This window comes from Winogradskyella aurantiaca, from assembly GCF_003362725.1.
GTDB lineage: Bacteria > Bacteroidota > Bacteroidia > Flavobacteriales > Flavobacteriaceae > Winogradskyella_A > Winogradskyella_A aurantiaca.
The window spans coordinates 533413-551336 of the sequence record NZ_QKTV01000001.1 but is presented as its reverse complement, the minus strand read 5'-3'; the positions used below and the strand labels follow the sequence as shown (position 1 = coordinate 551336).

The window sequence follows — 17924 nt, the reverse complement described above, 5'->3', positions numbered from 1 at the left end:
TGGTTGGTTAGTAAAAGTGTCCCATTCTTCGGGACACTTTTCTTTATACAGCCTTGACTATATAAGTGTTACGTTTCCCTTTGTTAAGCACCACATATTTGCCATTAATAAGATCTTCATGACTTAAAAGATAATCTTCCTTCACCTTAGACTTATTAACGCTTATAGAATTTTCTTTTAAGGCGCGCCTGGCCTCTCCGTTAGAGTTTAGGAAATTAGTCTTAGCCGCCAGAGCTGCTATCATATCCACACCAGCATCAAACTCAGAGCTTGGAATTTCAGCCTGTGGCACTCCTTCAAAGACTTCTAAAAATAACGCTTCACTTAATGTTGCGATATCTTCTTTAAAGGATTTGCTAAATAATATCTGAGAAGCCTTTTCAGCGTTTTCAAAATCAGCTGAGGAATGAACCATTGACGTAATCTCCTTAGCTAGTCTTTTTTGCAATTGGCGTAAGTGCGGTGTTTCCCTGTGTTCTTCTATTAAGGCTTCTATTTGTTCTTCCTCTAAAAATGTGAAGATTTTAATATACTTTTCGGCATCTTCATCACTGCTATTGATCCAATACTGATAGAACTTGTAAGGAGAGGTGCGGTTCGAATCCAACCAGACATTACCTCCTTCAGATTTTCCAAATTTAGAACCGTCGCTCTTGGTTATTAAGGGACAGGTTATTGCAAAGCCTTTACCTTGAGCGATTCGTCGAATCAGTTCGGTTCCTGTGGTAATATTTCCCCATTGGTCGCTCCCCCCCATTTGAATAGAGCAGTCCATATCGCGGTATAAATGTAGAAAATCATAACCCTGAACCAATTGATAGGTGAATTCTGTAAAACTCATTCCTTCCGTGGCCTCACCTGTTATTCTATTTTTTACCGAGTCTTTGGCCATCATATAATTGACCGTAATATGCTTCCCAACATCACGAATAAATTCCAGGAAAGAAAACGATTTCATCCAATCGTAATTATTAACGAGTACAGCGGCATTATCAGCCTTACTATCAAAATCTAGAAAATGTGCTAGCTGCTTTTTAATTGCTTCCTGATTATGTCTTAATGTCGTTTCATCTAAGAGGTTACGCTCATTAGATTTTCCTGATGGATCACCTATCATTCCTGTTGCACCACCAACCAGGGCTACTGGTTTATGGCCGCAACGCTGGTAATGCGCTAAAAGCATAATGGGGACCAAATTTCCAATGTGCAGGGAATCAGCCGTTGGATCAAATCCAATGTAAGCACTGCGCATTGTTTCATTTAAATGGTCCTCTACTCCGGGCATTGCATCATGCAGCATGCCTCTCCAGGTCAACTCCTCGATAAAATCTTTAGCCATAAACTGATTCGTCTAATAAAAAGGCAAAGATATATTTCCATGATAAAAGAGAAAAGACAAAATCAAAAAAGCGTAATTTAGATACCATGATATTAGTTACTGGTGGCACAGGACTTGTTGGCGCACATCTCCTTGTAGAATTAACAAAACGCGATACTAAGATTCGAGCGATCTACAGAAGAGAACACAAGATTCCTTTGGTAAAAACCGTTTTTGAATATTTACCCAATTGCAGTCTTTCTCATTTCGAAAAAATTGAATGGGTAGAGGCAGATCTCAATGATATACCAAAATTAACAGAGGCCTTTAAAGACGTAAAACAAGTGTATCATTCTGCAGCATTTGTGTCTTTTGAGCCCGACAAATACAAACAGTTACGTAAGGTAAACATCGAAGGCACGGCTAATATTGTTAACCTATGTATCTCTCATAAGATTAACAAATTATGCTACGTTAGTTCTATTGCTGCCATAGGAAGTGAACTTAATCCTGAAATTTTAATTACCGAAAAAACGGCCTGGAACCCCGAGGAAGATAATAATGTTTATGCCATTACCAAATACGGTGCGGAAATGGAAGTTTGGCGAGGCTCACAAGAAGGAATTGATGTTGTTGTTGTCAATCCTGGAATCATTATCGGTGGTGGTTTCTGGAAAAGTGGTAGCAGCGGAAGTCTCTTTTACAAAATGTCCAAAGGGATGCGTTATTACACCAATGGTGTTGCGGGCTATGTTGGTGTATCGGATGTGGTTCATTGTATGACCTCACTTATGGATAGTAGCATTAAAAATCAAGGTTTCATTCTTGTGGCAGAGAACCTAAGTTTTAAAAAATTCCAATTTCTGGTCTGCGATGCCTTAGGTGTTTCACGACCCAAAAAGGAGGCCTCACCCTTCCTCTTAGCTGTTGCCTGGAGATTGGATTGGTTAGTACATAAAATCCTTGGTAAACGTCGACAATTAAGTAAGCATATGGCACGGTCGTCAACCGCCATAACTAAATACGATAACACCAAAATAAAAGAGGCTCTAAGTTTTGAATTTGAGCCCCTTGAATCTGTTATTGACGATACTGCTAATTGGTTTAAATCAGCTAACTTTTAGGCTTTTTTGGCTTGGCTTTTTTCGGTTTTACTTTACGTAATGAATCTGCTCTTCGTTTTGCCGCTGCCTGCTCTTCTTCCAGAACCTCCTCATAGTATTCTTTTTCTTCAGAAATACGCTCCTCAATCAAGGTCATTATTTCTCGGTAATCATCATAACTGTACGCATAATAGTTATTGCTATTTACAAAGCGGGTACTATCAATATCAAACCTTTCTAGCACATACTTATCAGGATCCACACCATTTTCCTGAAGTACTTTCATACTAGATCCTTTGGCCGAATTAATAATAAACATTTCGTACAAAATATTGGACATCTCCACCTTAGTCAACAAGTCTTCAGGAGGGTCTGGACGTTGCTTTTTATTGCAAGAAAACACAATGCATAGAACGAGGACAAGTCTTATTATTCGCATTTCTATCTGCTAAATGTTAAACGCTTTCCTGCTTTAACGTTAGACACCTCACCATTGTTATAAACCAATTGCCCATTTATGATGGTGTGGGTAATTTTACTTTTAAAGGTATGTCCTGTAAACGGTGACCATCCGCACTTGTATAACAAACTGTCTTCAGTCACGGTCCAGGGATTTTCAGGGTCTACCAATACTAAATCCGCAAAGAATCCCTCTTTTATATAGCCCCTTTTTTCAACATCGAATAAAATAGCTGGATTATGAGCCATTTTTTCTACAATATTCTCCACGGTAATTTTACCCTCGTGATATTTATCAAACATGGCCACTATGGCATGCTGCACTAAAGGCCCTCCGGAAGGAGCCTCTTTGTATTTGCCTTGCTTTTCCTCCTTTGTATGTGGGGCATGATCTGTAGCAATAACATCAATACGCCCATCCAATAAGGCTTCCCATAACTGCTCTCGATCAGAAGCTTTTTTAACTGCAGGATTCCATTTGATATGACTTCCCTTTTTTTCATAGTCTTCGTCAGAGAACCATAAGTGATGAATACATACCTCTGCTGTAATTTTTTTATCCTTTAACGGTATATCATTTCTAAACAAGTGGGTCTCCTTCCCTGTTGATAAATGAAATACATGCAATCGAGCCCCTGTTTTTTTGGCAAGTTCTATGGCCTTGGAACTAGAAAGGTAGCAAGCTTCCTCACTTCGGATCAATGGGTGAGCGGACATCGGAATATCGTCTCCATACTTTTCAGTGAAAATTTCAGTATTATTTCTAATAGTAGCTTCGTCTTCGCAATGCACTGAAATAACAAGACTAGTGCTGGAGAATATAGTTTCCAACACCTCTGGGTCATCCACTAACATATTTCCTGTTGACGATCCAAGGAACAGTTTTAATCCTGCAACAGTCTTGGTATTTACCTTCTTTATTTCGTCCAGGTTATCATTAGTGCCACCAAACATAAAGGAATAATTGGCATAGGCACTTTCAGCCGCCATGACAAATTTTTCTTCCAACTTTTCAACTGTCGTTGTCTGTGGTTTAGTATTTGGCATCTCAATAAAAGAAGTTACCCCACCTGCAACGGCTGCCCTTGATTCAGATTTTATATCCGCTTTATGGGTAAGACCAGGCTGCCTAAAATGAACCTGATCGTCAATGGCTCCAGGTATCAAATACTTACCGTTTGCTTCAATAAGATGGTAGTTAGGTTCTACCGGAATATCAACATCTATTTTACTTATGTAATTACCTGAAATTAAAAGGTCTTTTTTTTCTACAGTACCCTCATTAACAATTTTGGCACCCTTTATTAAAATTTCTTGCATTTGGAACTTAATAGGATTTAAACAAACTACTTACTTTAAGTGAAATCACTCCAAATATGGCTTCATAAACAATATTCCCACTCATTTTAGATTTACCCTTGGTTCTGTCTGTGAAGATGACTGGTACCTCAGTGATATTAAAGCCTCTCTTATACGCTTTAAATTTCATTTCAATTTGAAAAGCATAACCTACAAATTTAAGCTTGTCCAATTTAATAGCTTCTAAAACGGCCCGTCTGTAGCAGACAAACCCTGCCGTGGTATCACAGATTCGCATGCGCGTGATGAAACGCACGTATTTTGAGGCGAAGTAAGACAAGAGAACCCGTTTCATAGACCAGTTGACCACATTGACACCATTGACATAACGCGACCCAATGGAAACATCAGCTCCAGATTTACAGGCTTCAAGTAACTTAGGGAGGTCCTTAGGATCATGCGAGAAATCCGCATCCATTTCAATAATATAGTCGTATGACCTTTCCAAAGCCCATTTAAAACCAGCTATATACGCGGTGCCTAATCCACTTTTTCCAGGTCTGCTAAGTAAATGAAGTCGCTCAGGAAAGTCTTTTTGAATTTTAAGGACCTCATCAGCAGTTCCATCTGGAGAATTATCATCAACAACCAGAACACTAAAGGGCTCTTCCAATTCAAATACCGCCGCAATGATAGCAGCAATGTTTTCTATCTCGTTGTATGTAGGAATTATGACTAAGGCTTGCGCCATAAAGGAAAATTTTAACAAATGTAATGTATTTGTCAATGTTTGAGTATAAACAACCAGGCAATTAAAATAATTGAGAATCCATTTATTAATTCTTAATAACTTTACACGGTGCTACGACAGTTGGTTACATACGAGTGGTTTACTATTTTCCTCATTATTGGTTTGTTGTGCATTACTTCGGCCAAACAACTATTCAGGCTTAGATTTAACGATTTTGTGATGGTATTCACCAGCTCAAAATATCTTAAAATCTATACCAGAGATCAGAAATTTATTGACACTTTCGACGGTCTTTTGTTCGCAAACCTGGTCATTTCCTTAAGTATATTTATTTTCTTTGGTTACCATAGTTTTATAGAACCAGTTGTTTTTGACTTTTATAGTTTTTTAAAGGTAATGTTAGCCGTAAGCCTGTTTTTTCTCATCAAAATCATGGTAGAACGGCTAGTAGGAAGTCTCTTTGACATGGAACAATTGATGGACTCATACCTGTTTCAAAAGACGACTTACAAGAACTTTTCGGGACTAGTTATTCTTTTCTTTAATTTATTTCTATTGTATAGCGCGGTTGATCCTAAAATATTAATTTATAGTTGTTTAGTATTTATAGTGCTTATTAACATTATAGGATTTATAAATACATACCAAAATAATCTTAATGCTATTAATCTGAATATTTTCTATTTTTTGTTGTATCTTTGCGCACTTGAAATCGGGCCTTACATTTTGTTATTTAAGGCATTAAAGGAGTATAACGGTTAATAAGCCTTTGCGTATGAAAGTGAAAACGATTTTGGTGTCCCAGCCAGAGCCTAAAATTGAGAACTCCCCCTACTTTGACCTAGTTGAAAAACAAAAGGTAAAAGTTGATTTTAGACCTTTTATTCATGTAGAAGGGGTTGAAGCTAAGGAGATCAGACAACAAAAAGTCGATCTTTCCAACTACACAGCTATCATTCTTACTAGTAGAAATTCTGTTGATCACTTCTTTAGAGTGGCTGAAGAAATGCGCTTTAAAGTGCCAGACACTATGAAGTATTTCTGCCAATCGGAAGCTGTTGCGTACTATTTACAGAAATATGTGGTTTACAGAAAGCGTAAAATTTATGTCGGTAAAAGAACGTTCGCTGATCTTATGCCTTTAATCAAGAAGTATAAAGACGAGTCATTTTTGTTACCAACTACTGATAAAGTAAAACCAATTATTCCTGAAACTTTAGACAATTTAGGTGTTAATTGGAAACAGGCTACTTTTTACAAAACAGTTATTAGTGACTTATCTGATCTTGCAGATGTTTACTATGATATTTTAGTGTTCTTTAGCCCTTCTGGTATTGAGTCTTTATTCCATAATTTCCCTGACTTTAAGCAAAACAATACACGTATTGCAGTGTTTGGAAACACCACAGTTAAGGCTGTTAAAGAAAAAGGATTACGAGTTGATATTGCAGCGCCAACTCCTGAAACACCATCAATGACCATGGCGCTTCAAAAATATATTGACGAAGTCAACAAGCGTAAATAAACACTTGGATTGAAAACATAAAAAAAAGCGATTCTAAAAAGAATCGCTTTTTTATTTAAAACGCATATCGTTGCGGTCCGCCTCTTCTAATTTCTTCAGAAGCATTGGATTCAAACTTCTTAAAATTCTTTCTAAAAGAATTGGATAACTTAAAGGCCATTTTATAATACGCATCATCATCATTCCAAGTGGCTCTTGGACTTAAAACATCCGTTGGTACCCCAGGACAAGATCTAGGCTGAGCGACTCCAAATACCGAATGGATGTGATAGTCCTCATAGCTATATTTTCCTAAATGCCCTTCCAAAGCAGCTGTGATCATCGCTCTGGTATACTTAAGCTTTATTCTAGAACCAACTCCGTATGGCCCACCAGTCCAACCGGTATTTACCAACCAGACGTTGACATCGGCCTCCTTCATTTTCTTACTTAGCATTTCAGCATATACTGTTGGGTGTAATGGCATAAACGGCTCCCCAAAACAAGCTGAGAATGATGGGACCGGTTCAGTGATTCCTGCTTCTGTACCAGCAACCTTAGCCGTGTATCCCGAAATAAAATGATACGCTGCCTGAGCGGGTGTTAGTTTAGAGATGGGAGGCAAAACGCCAAAAGCGTCACAGGTTAAAAAGAAAATATTTTTTGGATTGTTAGCATAAGAGGGTACCTGAATATTATCAATATGGAAAATTGGATAGCTAACTCGGGTGTTTTGAGTAATACTACTATCCATATAATCCACTTCACCATTATCTTTAAAAATAACGTTCTCTAATATGGCACTTGGCTTTATAGCTCTGTAAATGTCTGGCTCTTTTTCTTCTGTTAGATCAATTACTTTGGCGTAGCAGCCTCCTTCAAAATTAAAGATACTGTTGCCTGCTGTCCAGCCATGCTCATCATCTCCTATGAGTTTTCTATTAGGGTCAGCTGAAAGCGTAGTTTTACCTGTACCTGACAGTCCAAAAAATAAGGCGGTATCACCTTTCTCCCCATAATTGGCCGAGCAGTGCATTGGTAATACATTCTTGTCAACTGGTAAGATCATATTAAGCGCTGAGAAAATGCCTTTTTTCATTTCTCCGGTATACGCTGACCCTCCAACCAAGGCCACCTTTTTTGTAAAGTTTAGGATAGAAAAGTTTCCTTGACGTAGTCCATAAGCTTCTGGATCTGGGCACTCATAACCTGGGGCACAAAGCACCAACCATTCCTCCTGAAAGCCCTCTAACTCATCTTCATCAGGTCTCAGGAACATGTTAAAAATAAACATATTAGACCACGGATACTCGGTGATGGTTCTCACATTCATTCGGTATTCAGGGTCGGCACAGACATACCCATCTCTGGCATAAATTTCTTTTTCGCTCAGGTAATTTTCAATTTCGCCTTGAAGAAAATCAAAGCTTTCAGGAGAAATACCTTTATTGGTATCACCCCACCATACTCGATCCTCGGTATAGGCGTCCTTTACCAGGAATCTGTCCTGAGGAGAACGTCCTGTATACTTCCCTGTGTTGATGGCTAGAGTACCGTTTGCAGACTCTCTACCCATTCCTAACTCAATGGTTTTAGCTTGTAATTCTGCAGGGCTTAATTGGTAATGAACAGTAGCATTCTTAATGCCGTATTTATCCAACGAAATCGTTTTCGTAAATTGGGTATGGTTTCCCATATTTTATTGATTTGATTAAAGCTGCAAAATTAAAACAATTTGCAAGAACACCCTCTTAATTTGAAAGATTCCTTGTCTCTTTTACAATTCCAACAAGTAAAAAGATCCAGCCAAAAATTAAGAGCAACCCACCGATGGGAGTCATAAAGGCAATTTGCTTAAAATCAAAGGAGGATAAGTTGTTGGTTGAAAGGCCATAGATAGATCCGGAAAAGAAAATAACCCCGGTAAGAATAACTATATAAATGGCTTTTAACCAAGAGTAGCTCACCAATTTAGTCGCCCCAAGAATCACTAGAAAAAAAGCATGATACATTTGATATCTAACACCTGTCTCAAATGATTTAATAGCATCTTCCGAGATAAGTTTTTCTAATCCATGAGCCGCAAAAGCTCCAAGGCAGATACCCAATATTCCTAAAACTGTTCCGGTGATAAGCATGGTTTTGTTCATAACTATTTGAATCGATTTTTAAGCAGTTTCCAGCGGTTTCTTACATTCGTCAAGTACAAATTTAGACTTTTTGTAAGCGGTATGCGAAAGATATTAATTATTGGGGCTGGAAAATCCTCATCCTACCTTATTCAGTATTTGATCTCTAAAACTATTTCCGAAAAACTGGAAATCACTATTGGAGATCTACATCCCGAAAATGTATTACAGCTAGTCAAGGGTTATGAAGACAAGGTTAATTGTATTCACCTTGATATTTTCAATGACGATTCCAGAGGACAAGCCATTAAAGATGCAGACATTGTAATTTCAATGCTGCCTGCAAGATTCCATATTACCGTTGCCAAAGATTGTCTAAAATTTGAAAAGCACATGGTCACTGCCTCATACGTCGGTAAGGAAATGCAGGAATTACATGAAGATGCCCGCTCTAAAAACCTGGTTTTTATGAACGAAATTGGGGTGGATCCCGGCATAGACCATATGAGTGCCATGCAAGTGATAGACCGTATTAAAGGTGCTGGTGGAAAAATGCTCCTTTTTGAGTCGTTCACTGGTGGCTTAGTGGCTCCCGAAAGTGATGACAACTTGTGGCATTATAAGTTTACATGGAATCCTCGAAATGTTGTTCTAGCCGGACAAGGAGGAGCGGCCAAATTTGTTCAGGAAAATCAATTTAAGTACATCCCTTATCACAGACTATTTCGCAGGACAGAATTTCTGGATATTGAAGGCTATGGTCGATTTGAAGCCTATGCCAACAGAGACTCTTTAAAATACCAACATGCCTATGGCCTTGACAATGTTAAAACGTTATACAGAGGCACCATGAGACGCGTTGGATTTAGCAAGGCCTGGCACGTTTTTGTTCAATTAGGGATGACGGATGATTCTTATACCATTGAGGACAGTGCCAATATGACTTATAGAGATTTTGTTAATTCATTTTTACCCTATAGCCCAACCGATTCTGTGGAATTAAAGTTCAGGCATTCCCTTAAAATAGATCAAGATGATATTGTATGGGACAAGTTCTTGGAATTAGATCTGTTTAGTTCGGAGAAACGGGTGGAACTACAGAAGGCAACACCAGCTCAGATCTTACAAAAGATTCTTATGGATAGCTGGACGCTGGATCCAACTGATAAGGATATGATTGTCATGTACCACAAATTTGGTTATGAACTGGACGGGCAAAAACATCAAATAGATGCTACCATGGTTGTTGAAGGTGAGGATCAAACCTACACAGCTATGGCCAAGACGGTAGGACTGCCCGTCGCTATGGCCACCATTGCCATTCTTAATGGTTCCATTAATACTCCAGGGGTACAAATACCTATCTCTAAGGAAATATACACCCCCATATTACATGAACTAGAGAGCTACGGCATTGCCTTCAAAGAAAAGGAAGTCACTTACCTGGGATACAATCCACTCAATTTATAATTTGAAATTAAAATCTTATTATTAACTTTCATATATAAATAGATTAGTCAAATGAAAGTTAAAAAAGAAGGTCTTTATATCGATGGTATTGATAAAAAGATACTTAGAGCCTTAATGGAAGATGCCCGAACTCCAATACTTCAGATAGCCAGAGAAGTTGGAATTTCTGGGGCAGCCATTCATCAAAGACTGCGTAAACTAGATAAATCAGGGCTTATTGCCGGATCTAAGTTTATCATCGATCCTAAAGTCATGGGATATACAACCATGGCTTTTGTTGGCATCTATCTGGATAAAGCTGTCAGTAATCCCGAAGCAGTGAAGCAACTTCATAAAATCCCAGAAGTGATTGAGTGCCATTACACCACAGGCCACTGGAGCATTTTTATCAAAGTACTCTCTAAAAACAATGAGCACCTCATGCATTTGTTAAATACAGAGGTGCAAAGTATTAAAGGGGTTTCCAGAACCGAAACTTTTATCTCATTGCAACAGCAAATTGATCGTCAGATTAAAGTTTAATCCCTGGACATAAATATTTGTAGGATATACCAGAATAATAGCATTAACGAAGCAAATAAACCAAGAGAAGCTGGTATGTAGTCGTCAACCCCATATTTATGGATAAGATTTGAAGTCTGATAGAGGATACTCCCCCCTGCTAATAAACACATGGCGACTGAAAACCAAAGGCCAAGACTAAAGCCAAATAAGGTCCCAGCTATTATTAAGCCAATGGCTATAAAAAAGCCAATGGTTAATCCTGTTCTCAAAAACGAAAAATCCTTTCTGGTTACAAAGACCACAGCCGTCAATCCTGTAAAAAGCGCCAGGGTGACCACTGCCGCCTGATTTAAAATCTCAGCTCCAGCATCCATATAAAATGCCGCTATGTAAATCAAAGGGACAAAAATGAGGGCTTGGGCAAGTATGTAAACCAAGTAGGCCAAATATTGTTTGTTCTTATCAGAAGTGCGCATGGTGGTAGACTCAGCATAATTAGTCACTAACATAAAGCCCCCTAGCATGATCAACCATTTATAACCATCCGTCATAGACAGCATAAAATCGACTATGGTATCGCTCTGCAATAACAAATATTCGAACATGATAAATAAGAGCATCCCGCCTGCCACATGAGAATAGGTTTTCTTATAAAAAGCAACCCGATCAGCATCGGTTAAATCGTTGAGTAGAACTTTTTGGGGAAGTTGATTTTCCATTGAAATTGATTTTTGGTTAGAATTTAAAAGTAGGAAATTACTTCAAATAAAAAAAGGATTCTTGATAGAACCCTTTTAATCTTTTACTAAGTATCTGATACTTAATCTCTTCCTCCAAACACTTGAAGAGCCCAGTATAATAGCGAAGCTAGAGCACCAATGGCAGCTACTAAATAGGTTCTTGCAGCCCATTTTAAAGCATCTTCAGCGCCTTTATACTCTTCCTGAGTAACCATATGCTTTCCTTTTAGCCACGCTAAAGCTCTGTTACTGGCATCATATTCTACAGGAAGTGTAATTAAACTGAATGCTGTTGCAAGGGCCATAAAAACAAGACCTGCAACGGCTACATAATAACCCAATCCAACACCAGCTGCAGCTCCCATGATCAAACCACCTATAACCAACCACTGAGACATACCAGAGGTAACACTCACCACAGGCACTAAAGACGATCGCATCTCCAGGGCTCTATAGGCCGTGGCGTGTTGTACCGCATGACCTACCTCATGTGCTGCCACAGCGGCAGCGGCAGCATTGCGCTGATTGTAAACAGCCTCACTCAAATTCACAGTTTTATTCTTGGGATTATAATGATCTGTCAATTGACCTCTTACCGATATCACTTCAACATCGTATATACCATTGTCAGCTAACATTTTTTCAGCAATTTCACGTCCACTCATGCCATTCCTCAAATGCACTTTAGAATAATGCGCAAACTTTTGTTTTAATTGATTGCTCACAAGCCAACTCACTAAGGCAATGGCTCCAATCAATACATAATATCCTAACATATCTTAACGATTTACGATTAATATAAGAGGAAGCGCAAAAAACAGGCCAAATAAATAGCAAGAAATTTTGTCAGTTAGGCCATAGCTTCAATATCCCAACCAAAAGCTTCGGCAATTTCAGGATAGACAATTTTACCATCAATGATGTTTAATCCTTTGGCCAAGGTCTTATCCTCATCACAAGCCTTGACCCAACCTTTATTTGCTAGTTTCAATACATAAGGCAAGGTCACATTAGTCAATGCTAAAGTAGATGTATAAGGCACCGCCCCTGGCATGTTTGCCACGCAATAATGAACAATATCATCAATAATAAAAATAGGGTCTTCGTGCGTGGTTGGCTTCGTTGTTTCTATACAGCCTCCTTGATCAACTGCCACATCAACCACAACAGTTCCCGGACGCATCTCTTTTAGCATGTCACGGGTAATTAAGTTAGGAGCTTTAGCTCCCTTTAATAAAACACCACCTATAATTAAATCGTGATTTTTAATGCGTTGTTTGATATTGTAGGCACTTGAAAACTCAGTTACCACATGATTTGGCATAATGTCATTAACATAGCGTAATTGGTTCATGTTAATATCCATAATGGTGACGTGCGCCCCTAATCCAGCCGCCATCTTTGCAGCTTGTATTCCTACAGTTCCAGCACCCAACACCAGAACTTTTCCTGGTGGCACCCCTGGAACACCTCCTAGCAGCACACCGCGTCCTTTTATTGGTTTTTCCAAATACTTAGCTCCTTGTTGAATGGCCATTCTACCTGCCACCTCAGACATAGGAATTAGTAAGGGTAAAGATCCATCTTCAGCTTCAACAGTTTCATAGGCTATACAAACAGCTTCACTTTTTATCATGGCCTTGGTTAAAGTCTCACTTGACGCAAAATGAAAATAAGTAAACACTACATGATGCGATTTGATTAAGGGATATTCCTTTTCAATTGGCTCCTTAACCTTAACAATCATTTCGCTGGAAGCATATACTTCCTCAATAGTATTTAAAATTTGAGCTCCTGCCTCACGATAATCAGTATCGGTAAATCCACTGCCAAAACCAGCATTTTCCTGGATATATATGGTGTGGTTGTTCTTGGTTAATTCGAATACACCAGCAGGGGTCATCCCCACGCGGTTTTCATTGTTCTTGATTTCTTTAGGGATTCCAATTTTCATCTTTGAGAAGTATAGTTAAGATTAGTAATTGGACTTAAATTTAAACTGAAAAAAACAAAGAAGAGATCTTAAAATCAGAAAGTTAAAATAATTATGATATTCACATTTTTTAACTCAAATACTGAGTATTCTCTAAAAAAAGAACCACGGTAAGAACCGTGGTTTCATTTATTATTTATAAAGCTGTTAGCCTACAATATTGACAATCTTCCCGGGCACCACAATTACCTTTTTGGGGGTACGCCCCTGTAACTGCGCCTGGGTTTTGTCATCTGCCAACACAGCTGCTTCAATATCCTCCTTGCTTAAGTCCAATGACAGTTCTAAGGTAAAACGCATCTTTCCATTAAATGAAATTGGATAGGTCTTTGTACTCTCCACCAAATGCGAGGCCTCAAAAACAGGGAACGTCGCTGTTGAAATGGACATATCATTACCAATTTGTACCCATAATTCTTCTGCTATATGTGGAGCATATGGAGAAATAAGAATTAACAAGGGTTCTAAAATGGCTTTGGACTGGCACTTCTGTGCTGTTAGTTCATTGACCGCAATCATAAAGGTAGATACCGAGGTGTTAAAAGAGAAATTCTCAATATCCTCTTCTACCTTTTTAATGGTCTTATGAAGCGTCTTTAAATTGTCTTTGGAAGGTTCGGCATCTGTCACTTTGAGCCCATTGTCATCAAGGTATAGTTTCCATAATTTTTTAAGAAAACTATGCACTCCTGTAATCCCTGCCGTATTCCATGGTTTGTATTGCTCCAATGGCCCCAGGAACATCTCATACAAGCGTAAGCTGTCGGCGCCGTATTGCTCACAGATATGATCTGGATTGACCACATTGTACTTAGATTTAGACATCTTTTCGACGTCTCTTCCCACCTTATATACCCCCTCTTCAAGAATAAATTCGGCGTCTTTAAATTCTGGCCTCCAATTTTTAAAAGCCTCAACATCCAATTCATCAGACGAATTTATGAATGACACATCGGCATGAATTGGCTGTACGTTTTGATCGCCGACAAGACCCTTGGAAACAAATTTATTTTCACCTTCTACTCGGTACACAAAAGCACTGGTGCCTAAAATCATCCCTTGATTGATCAGTTTCTTAGCAAATTCATCGACAGGTACATAGCCTCTATCAAACATGAACTTTTGCCAGAAACGCGCATATAACAAGTGTCCTGTAGCATGCTCACTACCTCCAATATAAAGGTCCACCTGCTGCCAGTAATCAATGGCTTCTTTAGAAAATATCTCCTCATTATTACGGGGATCCATATAACGATTAAAATATTGGGAACTTCCTGCCCAACCTGGCATGGTGTTTAATTCTAATGGAAATATGGTTTGATTATCTATCAGTTCATTAGCAACCACTGTATTTGTTTGGGTATTCCATGCCCAGGTAGTGGCGTTTCCTAAGGGCGGTTCACCAGTTTCAGTGGGTAAATACTTTTCTACTTCGGGTAGCGTAATTGGTAAATATGCCGCATCAATCATTTGGGGCATGCCCTCCTTGTAATACACTGGAAATGGCTCCCCCCAGTAACGCTGTCTTGAAAACACCGCATCTCGTAATCGGTAATTGGTCTTGCCCTTACCCTGCCCAATTTGTTCTAACTCATATATAGCCCGCTTAACTGCCTTCTTATAACTTAATCCGTTTAAGAAATCACTGTTGGCAATTTTTGTATTGTCCTTATCGGCAAAAGCTGCTTCAGATATATCTACACCTTCAAAAATATTAGGGATGGCAATTCCAAAGTGCTTCGCAAAATCATAATCTCTCTGGTCTCCACATGGAACAGCCATTACTGCCCCAGTACCATAACTCGCGAGTACATAATCTCCAATCCAAATTGGCACCGGTTCTTTGGTAAATGGATGTTCTGCATAAGCCCCGGTAAAAACTCCTGAAATAGTCTTAACATCAGCCATTCGGTCACGTTCACTGCGCTTTGCTGTTGCTTCAACATAGGCATCCACTTCAGCCTTTTGAGCAGAAGTGGTAATTTTTGACACCAACTCATGTTCTGGTGCCAAGGTCATAAAGGATACCCCAAAAATGGTATCAGGTCGCGTTGTGAATACTTCAATAACATCGTCGAAATCCTTAACCTTAAAGGTGACACTTGCCCCAACCGATTTTCCAATCCAATTACGTTGACTTTCCTTCAGTGAATCTGTCCAGTCGATGGTTTCCAATCCTTGCAGTAGTCGCTCTGCATAGGCAGAGATACGCATGCTCCACTGGGTCATTTTTTTCCTTACTACCGGATGCCCTCCACGTTCGGAAACCCCATTAATAATTTCGTCATTAGCCAATACCGTTCCTAAAGCCGGACACCAGTTGACTTCAGTTTCTGCCAAATAGGTTAAACGATATTTTAAAAGCAGTTCTTGTTTTTCAACTTCAGTAAAGGCGTTCCATTCATCAGCTGTAAAATCTGGGGTGTCTTCATCACAGGCTGCATTTATTTCAGAATTACCAGAGCTTTCAAATAATACTACCAGTACTTCAATAGATTCTGCCTTATTAGAATCATAATTATACCAGGATTCAAATAACTGGATAAAGACCCACTGGGTCCATTTGTAATATTTAGGATCGCTGGTGCGAACCTCACGAGACCAATCAAATGAAAAACCTATTTGATCTAATTGTCTTCTGTAAGTTTTTATGTTTTGTTCGGTGGTAATAGCAGGATGCTGACCAGTCTGGATGGCGTATTGCTCTGCTGGTAATCCAAAACTATCGTAGCCCTGGGGATGCAACACATTAAATCCTTTATGGCGCTTGTAACGCGCATAAATATCAGAGGCAATGTAGCCTAAAGGATGACCAACATGTAAGCCTGCACCACTAGGATATGGAAACATATCAAGTACATAGTATTTTGGCTTTTCAGAATTATTATCTGCCTTAAAGGTCTGATTCTTGGCCCAATAGTCTTGCCACTTCTTTTCAATGGTATTGAAATCGTATCTCATGGTTGCTTTGTCCTGAAATGAAGCTGCAAATTTAATCTTATTACAACACTATTAAAAGTTAATCGTTGTATATCGGTAGCATCCATTAGTTTTTTATTTTTACCATTAATTCACAGATATATGGCATCTTCCTTTGAGAATTATCAAAGACGAAAACTCATCTCATCTTACGTCTCTGTTGTAATAAGCATTGCGCTGGTCTTGTTTTTATTAGGCTGCCTTGGAGTCTTGCTTATTAACTCTAAGCGGATGGCCGACCATTTTAAAGAAAATGTTGCCATAAGTATTTTTTTGCAAGACGACACCAAGAGTATTGAAGTTGAGGAATTAAAGAATAGCCTTGCTATGGCTGATTATACCAAAAAGGCGGTTTATGTATCCAAAGAAGATGCTGCTGCCGAAATGGAAGCCGAAACTGGCGAGTCTTTTACTGACTTTTTAGGTTATAATCCTTTAAAAAACTCCATAGATGTGTACCTCAATGCCGACTTTGTGAACAACAGTGCCATCACTGAAATTGTCAATACCCTAAGTCAGAAAGAGTTTATTGAGGACATCACTTATGACGAAGTTCTGGTAGACCTCATGAACGATAATGTGAGGAAGATCTCGTTTTGGGTGCTAGTTGCCTCCATTGTATTTACGGTAATTGCCATGTTACTCATTAATAGTTCTATTCGATTGGCAGTATATTCCAAGCGCTTTATTATTAAAACAATGCAGATGGTTGGAGCTACCAAATCCTTTATTAGACGCCCTTTTATCTGGAGGAGTGTTCAACTTGGCATCTTAGGTTCTTTATTTGCTTTGGCGGGTATAGCAGTGGTGTTGTATTATTTAAACAACAGCTTTCCTGAATTGAATATGCTTCGAAACCCCGTATTGTTAGGCGGCTTGTTCATCGTCATATTTGGGGTTGGAATCATCATCACCTGGGTCAGCACGTTTATCGCTACGCAGCGGTTTTTAAATTTAAGAACAGACCAACTTTACTACTAGGGCAACTACTATACTAAGTATTGGCCAAATAGCGTTGTACTACAAAACCAATGCAATGCGTAAACTTTTGATTATTCTGGCTTCAGTTGGGACCACCCTCTTTCTGCTTCTAGCACTTTTTATAGCCACCTTTAGTATTCGAAATACCCAACCAGAAGATTGTACTGTGGTAGATACTGAGATTATAAACGTAATAGAAGGCTCTACTTATGACATTGTATTTAAGAGCCCGTATCAGGACTCCTTCTATATCAATCGAGGGTTGGAGCAGGGCCTAAATTTAGATTCTCTTAGGAGCAAAGTATTAAATAAAACTGTTACTTTGCATCTGGCTAAATTGCCTTTAGGAACTTCACACCACATTTCGCAATTGGCAGTTGGTGAAGAAGTTCTATTTACAGAATTTGATTGAAATGGGAGAAAAGAAACGCAAAGAAGCTCAGAAACCGACCTTTATTTTTGAAAAGAAAAATTACAAGTGGTTTTTTATTGGTCTCGCTTTTATAACCATTGGCTTTATACTTATGGCCGGAGGAGGAAGTGATGATCCTAATGTATTTGATCCTTCCATTTTTAGTTGGAGACGCATCCGTTTGGCACCAACTATTGTTCTTATTGGTTTTGGGATTCAGGTGTATGCCATTCTCGCCAAACCCAACAAGGAGAAGAAATCCTGAAAATAAATCCGCCTCTA

The 17924-nt window shown here is 38.8% G+C and carries 18 protein-coding genes; 8 read left to right on the top strand and 10 right to left on the bottom strand.

What is annotated here, in order from left to right; genetic code table 11:
- Positions 1 to 43: 43 nt before the first annotated feature.
- Entirely contained in the window at positions 44 to 1339 is a 1296-nt protein-coding gene (gene tyrS / locus DN064_RS02530) for a tyrosine--tRNA ligase (RefSeq protein WP_115461031.1), read from the bottom strand.
- A gap of 86 nt (positions 1340 to 1425) precedes the next feature.
- Here tyrS and DN064_RS02525 point away from each other — a divergent pair, with 86 nt between their 5' ends.
- Positions 1426 to 2442: an SDR family oxidoreductase gene (locus DN064_RS02525; RefSeq protein ID WP_115461030.1), complete on the top strand. Its 1017-nt coding sequence runs from the start codon at positions 1426 to 1428 to the stop codon at positions 2440 to 2442.
- On the opposite strand, the gene DN064_RS02520 is transcribed toward DN064_RS02525, so the two are convergent.
- The 3 genes from DN064_RS02520 to DN064_RS02510 are packed head-to-tail and all read right to left on the bottom strand — an operon-like array spanning position 2432 to position 4930.
- A complete protein-coding gene (locus tag DN064_RS02520; RefSeq protein ID WP_115461029.1) occupies positions 2432 to 2860 on the bottom strand; it encodes a DUF4296 domain-containing protein in 429 nt (142 codons plus the stop codon). The genes DN064_RS02525 and DN064_RS02520 overlap by 11 nt on opposite strands.
- Before the next feature lie 2 nt (positions 2861 to 2862).
- Entirely contained in the window at positions 2863 to 4200 is a 1338-nt protein-coding gene (locus DN064_RS02515) for a dihydroorotase (protein ID WP_115461028.1), read from the bottom strand.
- Positions 4201 to 4207: 7 nt separating this feature from the next.
- Positions 4208 to 4930 (bottom strand): polyprenol monophosphomannose synthase, encoded by a 723-nt coding sequence (locus DN064_RS02510; protein ID WP_115461027.1) that lies wholly within the window; start codon positions 4928 to 4930, stop codon positions 4208 to 4210.
- 108 nt (positions 4931 to 5038) lie between these two features.
- Between DN064_RS02510 and DN064_RS02505 the strand changes: the two genes are divergently transcribed.
- Together DN064_RS02505 and DN064_RS02500 are read left to right on the top strand one after the other, a co-directional pair.
- Entirely contained in the window at positions 5039 to 5692 is a 654-nt protein-coding gene (locus tag DN064_RS02505; protein WP_115461026.1) for a DUF4271 domain-containing protein, read from the top strand.
- A 13-nt stretch (positions 5693 to 5705) separates the two neighbouring features.
- Positions 5706 to 6455 (top strand): uroporphyrinogen-III synthase, encoded by a 750-nt coding sequence (locus DN064_RS02500; protein ID WP_115461025.1) that lies wholly within the window; start codon positions 5706 to 5708, stop codon positions 6453 to 6455.
- 55 nt (positions 6456 to 6510) lie between these two features.
- On the opposite strand, the gene pckA is transcribed toward DN064_RS02500, so the two are convergent.
- Both pckA and DN064_RS02490 read right to left on the bottom strand, forming a co-directional pair.
- Positions 6511 to 8130 carry a phosphoenolpyruvate carboxykinase (ATP) gene (gene pckA, locus DN064_RS02495; RefSeq protein ID WP_115461024.1) on the bottom strand — a complete coding sequence of 540 codons (1620 nt, stop codon included), beginning with the start codon at positions 8128 to 8130 and terminating at the stop codon, positions 6511 to 6513.
- Between the two features lie 55 nt (positions 8131 to 8185).
- Complete coding sequence (locus tag DN064_RS02490) at positions 8186 to 8584, bottom strand: DUF423 domain-containing protein (protein ID WP_198659393.1); 399 nt, start codon at positions 8582 to 8584, stop codon at positions 8186 to 8188.
- A gap of 81 nt (positions 8585 to 8665) precedes the next feature.
- Here DN064_RS02490 and DN064_RS02485 point away from each other — a divergent pair, with 81 nt between their 5' ends.
- Together DN064_RS02485 and DN064_RS02480 are read left to right on the top strand one after the other, a co-directional pair.
- Positions 8666 to 10033 (top strand): saccharopine dehydrogenase family protein, encoded by a 1368-nt coding sequence (locus tag DN064_RS02485; RefSeq protein ID WP_115461022.1) that lies wholly within the window; start codon positions 8666 to 8668, stop codon positions 10031 to 10033.
- Positions 10034 to 10084: 51 nt separating this feature from the next.
- The gene (locus tag DN064_RS02480; protein WP_115461021.1) at positions 10085 to 10555 is read left to right on the top strand and encodes an Lrp/AsnC ligand binding domain-containing protein; all 471 of its coding nucleotides are present in this window, start codon (positions 10085 to 10087) and stop codon (positions 10553 to 10555) included.
- Here DN064_RS02480 and DN064_RS02475 read toward each other — a convergent pair.
- The 4 genes from DN064_RS02475 to leuS form a co-directional block, all read right to left on the bottom strand.
- Complete coding sequence (locus tag DN064_RS02475; protein ID WP_115461020.1) at positions 10552 to 11256, bottom strand: Bax inhibitor-1/YccA family protein; 705 nt, start codon at positions 11254 to 11256, stop codon at positions 10552 to 10554. The two genes, DN064_RS02480 and DN064_RS02475, sit on opposite strands and share 4 nt — an antisense overlap.
- Before the next feature lie 101 nt (positions 11257 to 11357).
- Positions 11358 to 12053 carry a zinc metallopeptidase gene (locus tag DN064_RS02470; RefSeq protein ID WP_115461019.1) on the bottom strand — a complete coding sequence of 232 codons (696 nt, stop codon included), beginning with the start codon at positions 12051 to 12053 and terminating at the stop codon, positions 11358 to 11360.
- A 74-nt stretch (positions 12054 to 12127) separates the two neighbouring features.
- Positions 12128 to 13231, bottom strand: a complete 1104-nt coding sequence (gene ald / locus DN064_RS02465) for an alanine dehydrogenase (RefSeq protein WP_115461018.1) — start codon at positions 13229 to 13231, stop codon at positions 12128 to 12130.
- Positions 13232 to 13417: 186 nt separating this feature from the next.
- Entirely contained in the window at positions 13418 to 16231 is a 2814-nt protein-coding gene (gene leuS, locus DN064_RS02460; protein ID WP_115461017.1) for a leucine--tRNA ligase, read from the bottom strand.
- Between the two features lie 120 nt (positions 16232 to 16351).
- Between leuS and DN064_RS02455 the strand changes: the two genes are divergently transcribed.
- From DN064_RS02455 to DN064_RS02445, 3 genes are read left to right on the top strand one after another with little or no spacing between them, the layout of a single operon-like run.
- A complete protein-coding gene (locus DN064_RS02455; protein WP_115461016.1) occupies positions 16352 to 17230 on the top strand; it encodes a cell division protein FtsX in 879 nt (292 codons plus the stop codon).
- 55 nt (positions 17231 to 17285) lie between these two features.
- Positions 17286 to 17642: a hypothetical protein gene (locus DN064_RS02450; protein WP_115461015.1), complete on the top strand. Its 357-nt coding sequence runs from the start codon at positions 17286 to 17288 to the stop codon at positions 17640 to 17642.
- A gap of 1 nt (position 17643) precedes the next feature.
- On the top strand, positions 17644 to 17907 hold the full coding sequence (locus tag DN064_RS02445; protein WP_115461014.1) for a DUF3098 domain-containing protein: 264 nt from the start codon (positions 17644 to 17646) through the stop codon (positions 17905 to 17907).
- Positions 17908 to 17924: the final 17 nt, after the last annotated feature.

Bases quoted from the DNA above. Each gene is read 5' to 3' on its own strand.
- tyrS (WP_115461031.1), bottom strand. From the start codon at position 1,339: ATGGCTAAAGATTTTATCGAGGAGTTGACCTGGAGAGGCATGCTGCAT.
- DN064_RS02525 (WP_115461030.1), top strand. From the start codon at position 1,426: ATGATATTAGTTACTGGTGGCACAGGACTTGTTGGCGCACATCTCCTT.
- DN064_RS02520 (WP_115461029.1), bottom strand. From the start codon at position 2,860: ATGCGAATAATAAGACTTGTCCTCGTTCTATGCATTGTGTTTTCTTGC.
- DN064_RS02515 (WP_115461028.1), bottom strand. From the start codon at position 4,200: ATGCAAGAAATTTTAATAAAGGGTGCCAAAATTGTTAATGAGGGTACT.
- DN064_RS02510 (WP_115461027.1), bottom strand. From the start codon at position 4,930: ATGGCGCAAGCCTTAGTCATAATTCCTACATACAACGAGATAGAAAAC.
- DN064_RS02500 (WP_115461025.1), top strand. From the start codon at position 5,706: ATGAAAGTGAAAACGATTTTGGTGTCCCAGCCAGAGCCTAAAATTGAG.
- pckA (WP_115461024.1), bottom strand. From the start codon at position 8,130: ATGGGAAACCATACCCAATTTACGAAAACGATTTCGTTGGATAAATAC.
- DN064_RS02490 (WP_198659393.1), bottom strand. From the start codon at position 8,584: ATGAACAAAACCATGCTTATCACCGGAACAGTTTTAGGAATATTGGGT.
- DN064_RS02485 (WP_115461022.1), top strand. From the start codon at position 8,666: ATGCGAAAGATATTAATTATTGGGGCTGGAAAATCCTCATCCTACCTT.
- DN064_RS02480 (WP_115461021.1), top strand. From the start codon at position 10,085: ATGAAAGTTAAAAAAGAAGGTCTTTATATCGATGGTATTGATAAAAAG.
- DN064_RS02475 (WP_115461020.1), bottom strand. From the start codon at position 11,256: ATGGAAAATCAACTTCCCCAAAAAGTTCTACTCAACGATTTAACCGAT.
- DN064_RS02470 (WP_115461019.1), bottom strand. From the start codon at position 12,053: ATGTTAGGATATTATGTATTGATTGGAGCCATTGCCTTAGTGAGTTGG.
- ald (WP_115461018.1), bottom strand. From the start codon at position 13,231: ATGAAAATTGGAATCCCTAAAGAAATCAAGAACAATGAAAACCGCGTG.
- leuS (WP_115461017.1), bottom strand. From the start codon at position 16,231: ATGAGATACGATTTCAATACCATTGAAAAGAAGTGGCAAGACTATTGG.
- DN064_RS02455 (WP_115461016.1), top strand. From the start codon at position 16,352: ATGGCATCTTCCTTTGAGAATTATCAAAGACGAAAACTCATCTCATCT.
- DN064_RS02450 (WP_115461015.1), top strand. From the start codon at position 17,286: ATGCGTAAACTTTTGATTATTCTGGCTTCAGTTGGGACCACCCTCTTT.
- DN064_RS02445 (WP_115461014.1), top strand. From the start codon at position 17,644: ATGGGAGAAAAGAAACGCAAAGAAGCTCAGAAACCGACCTTTATTTTT.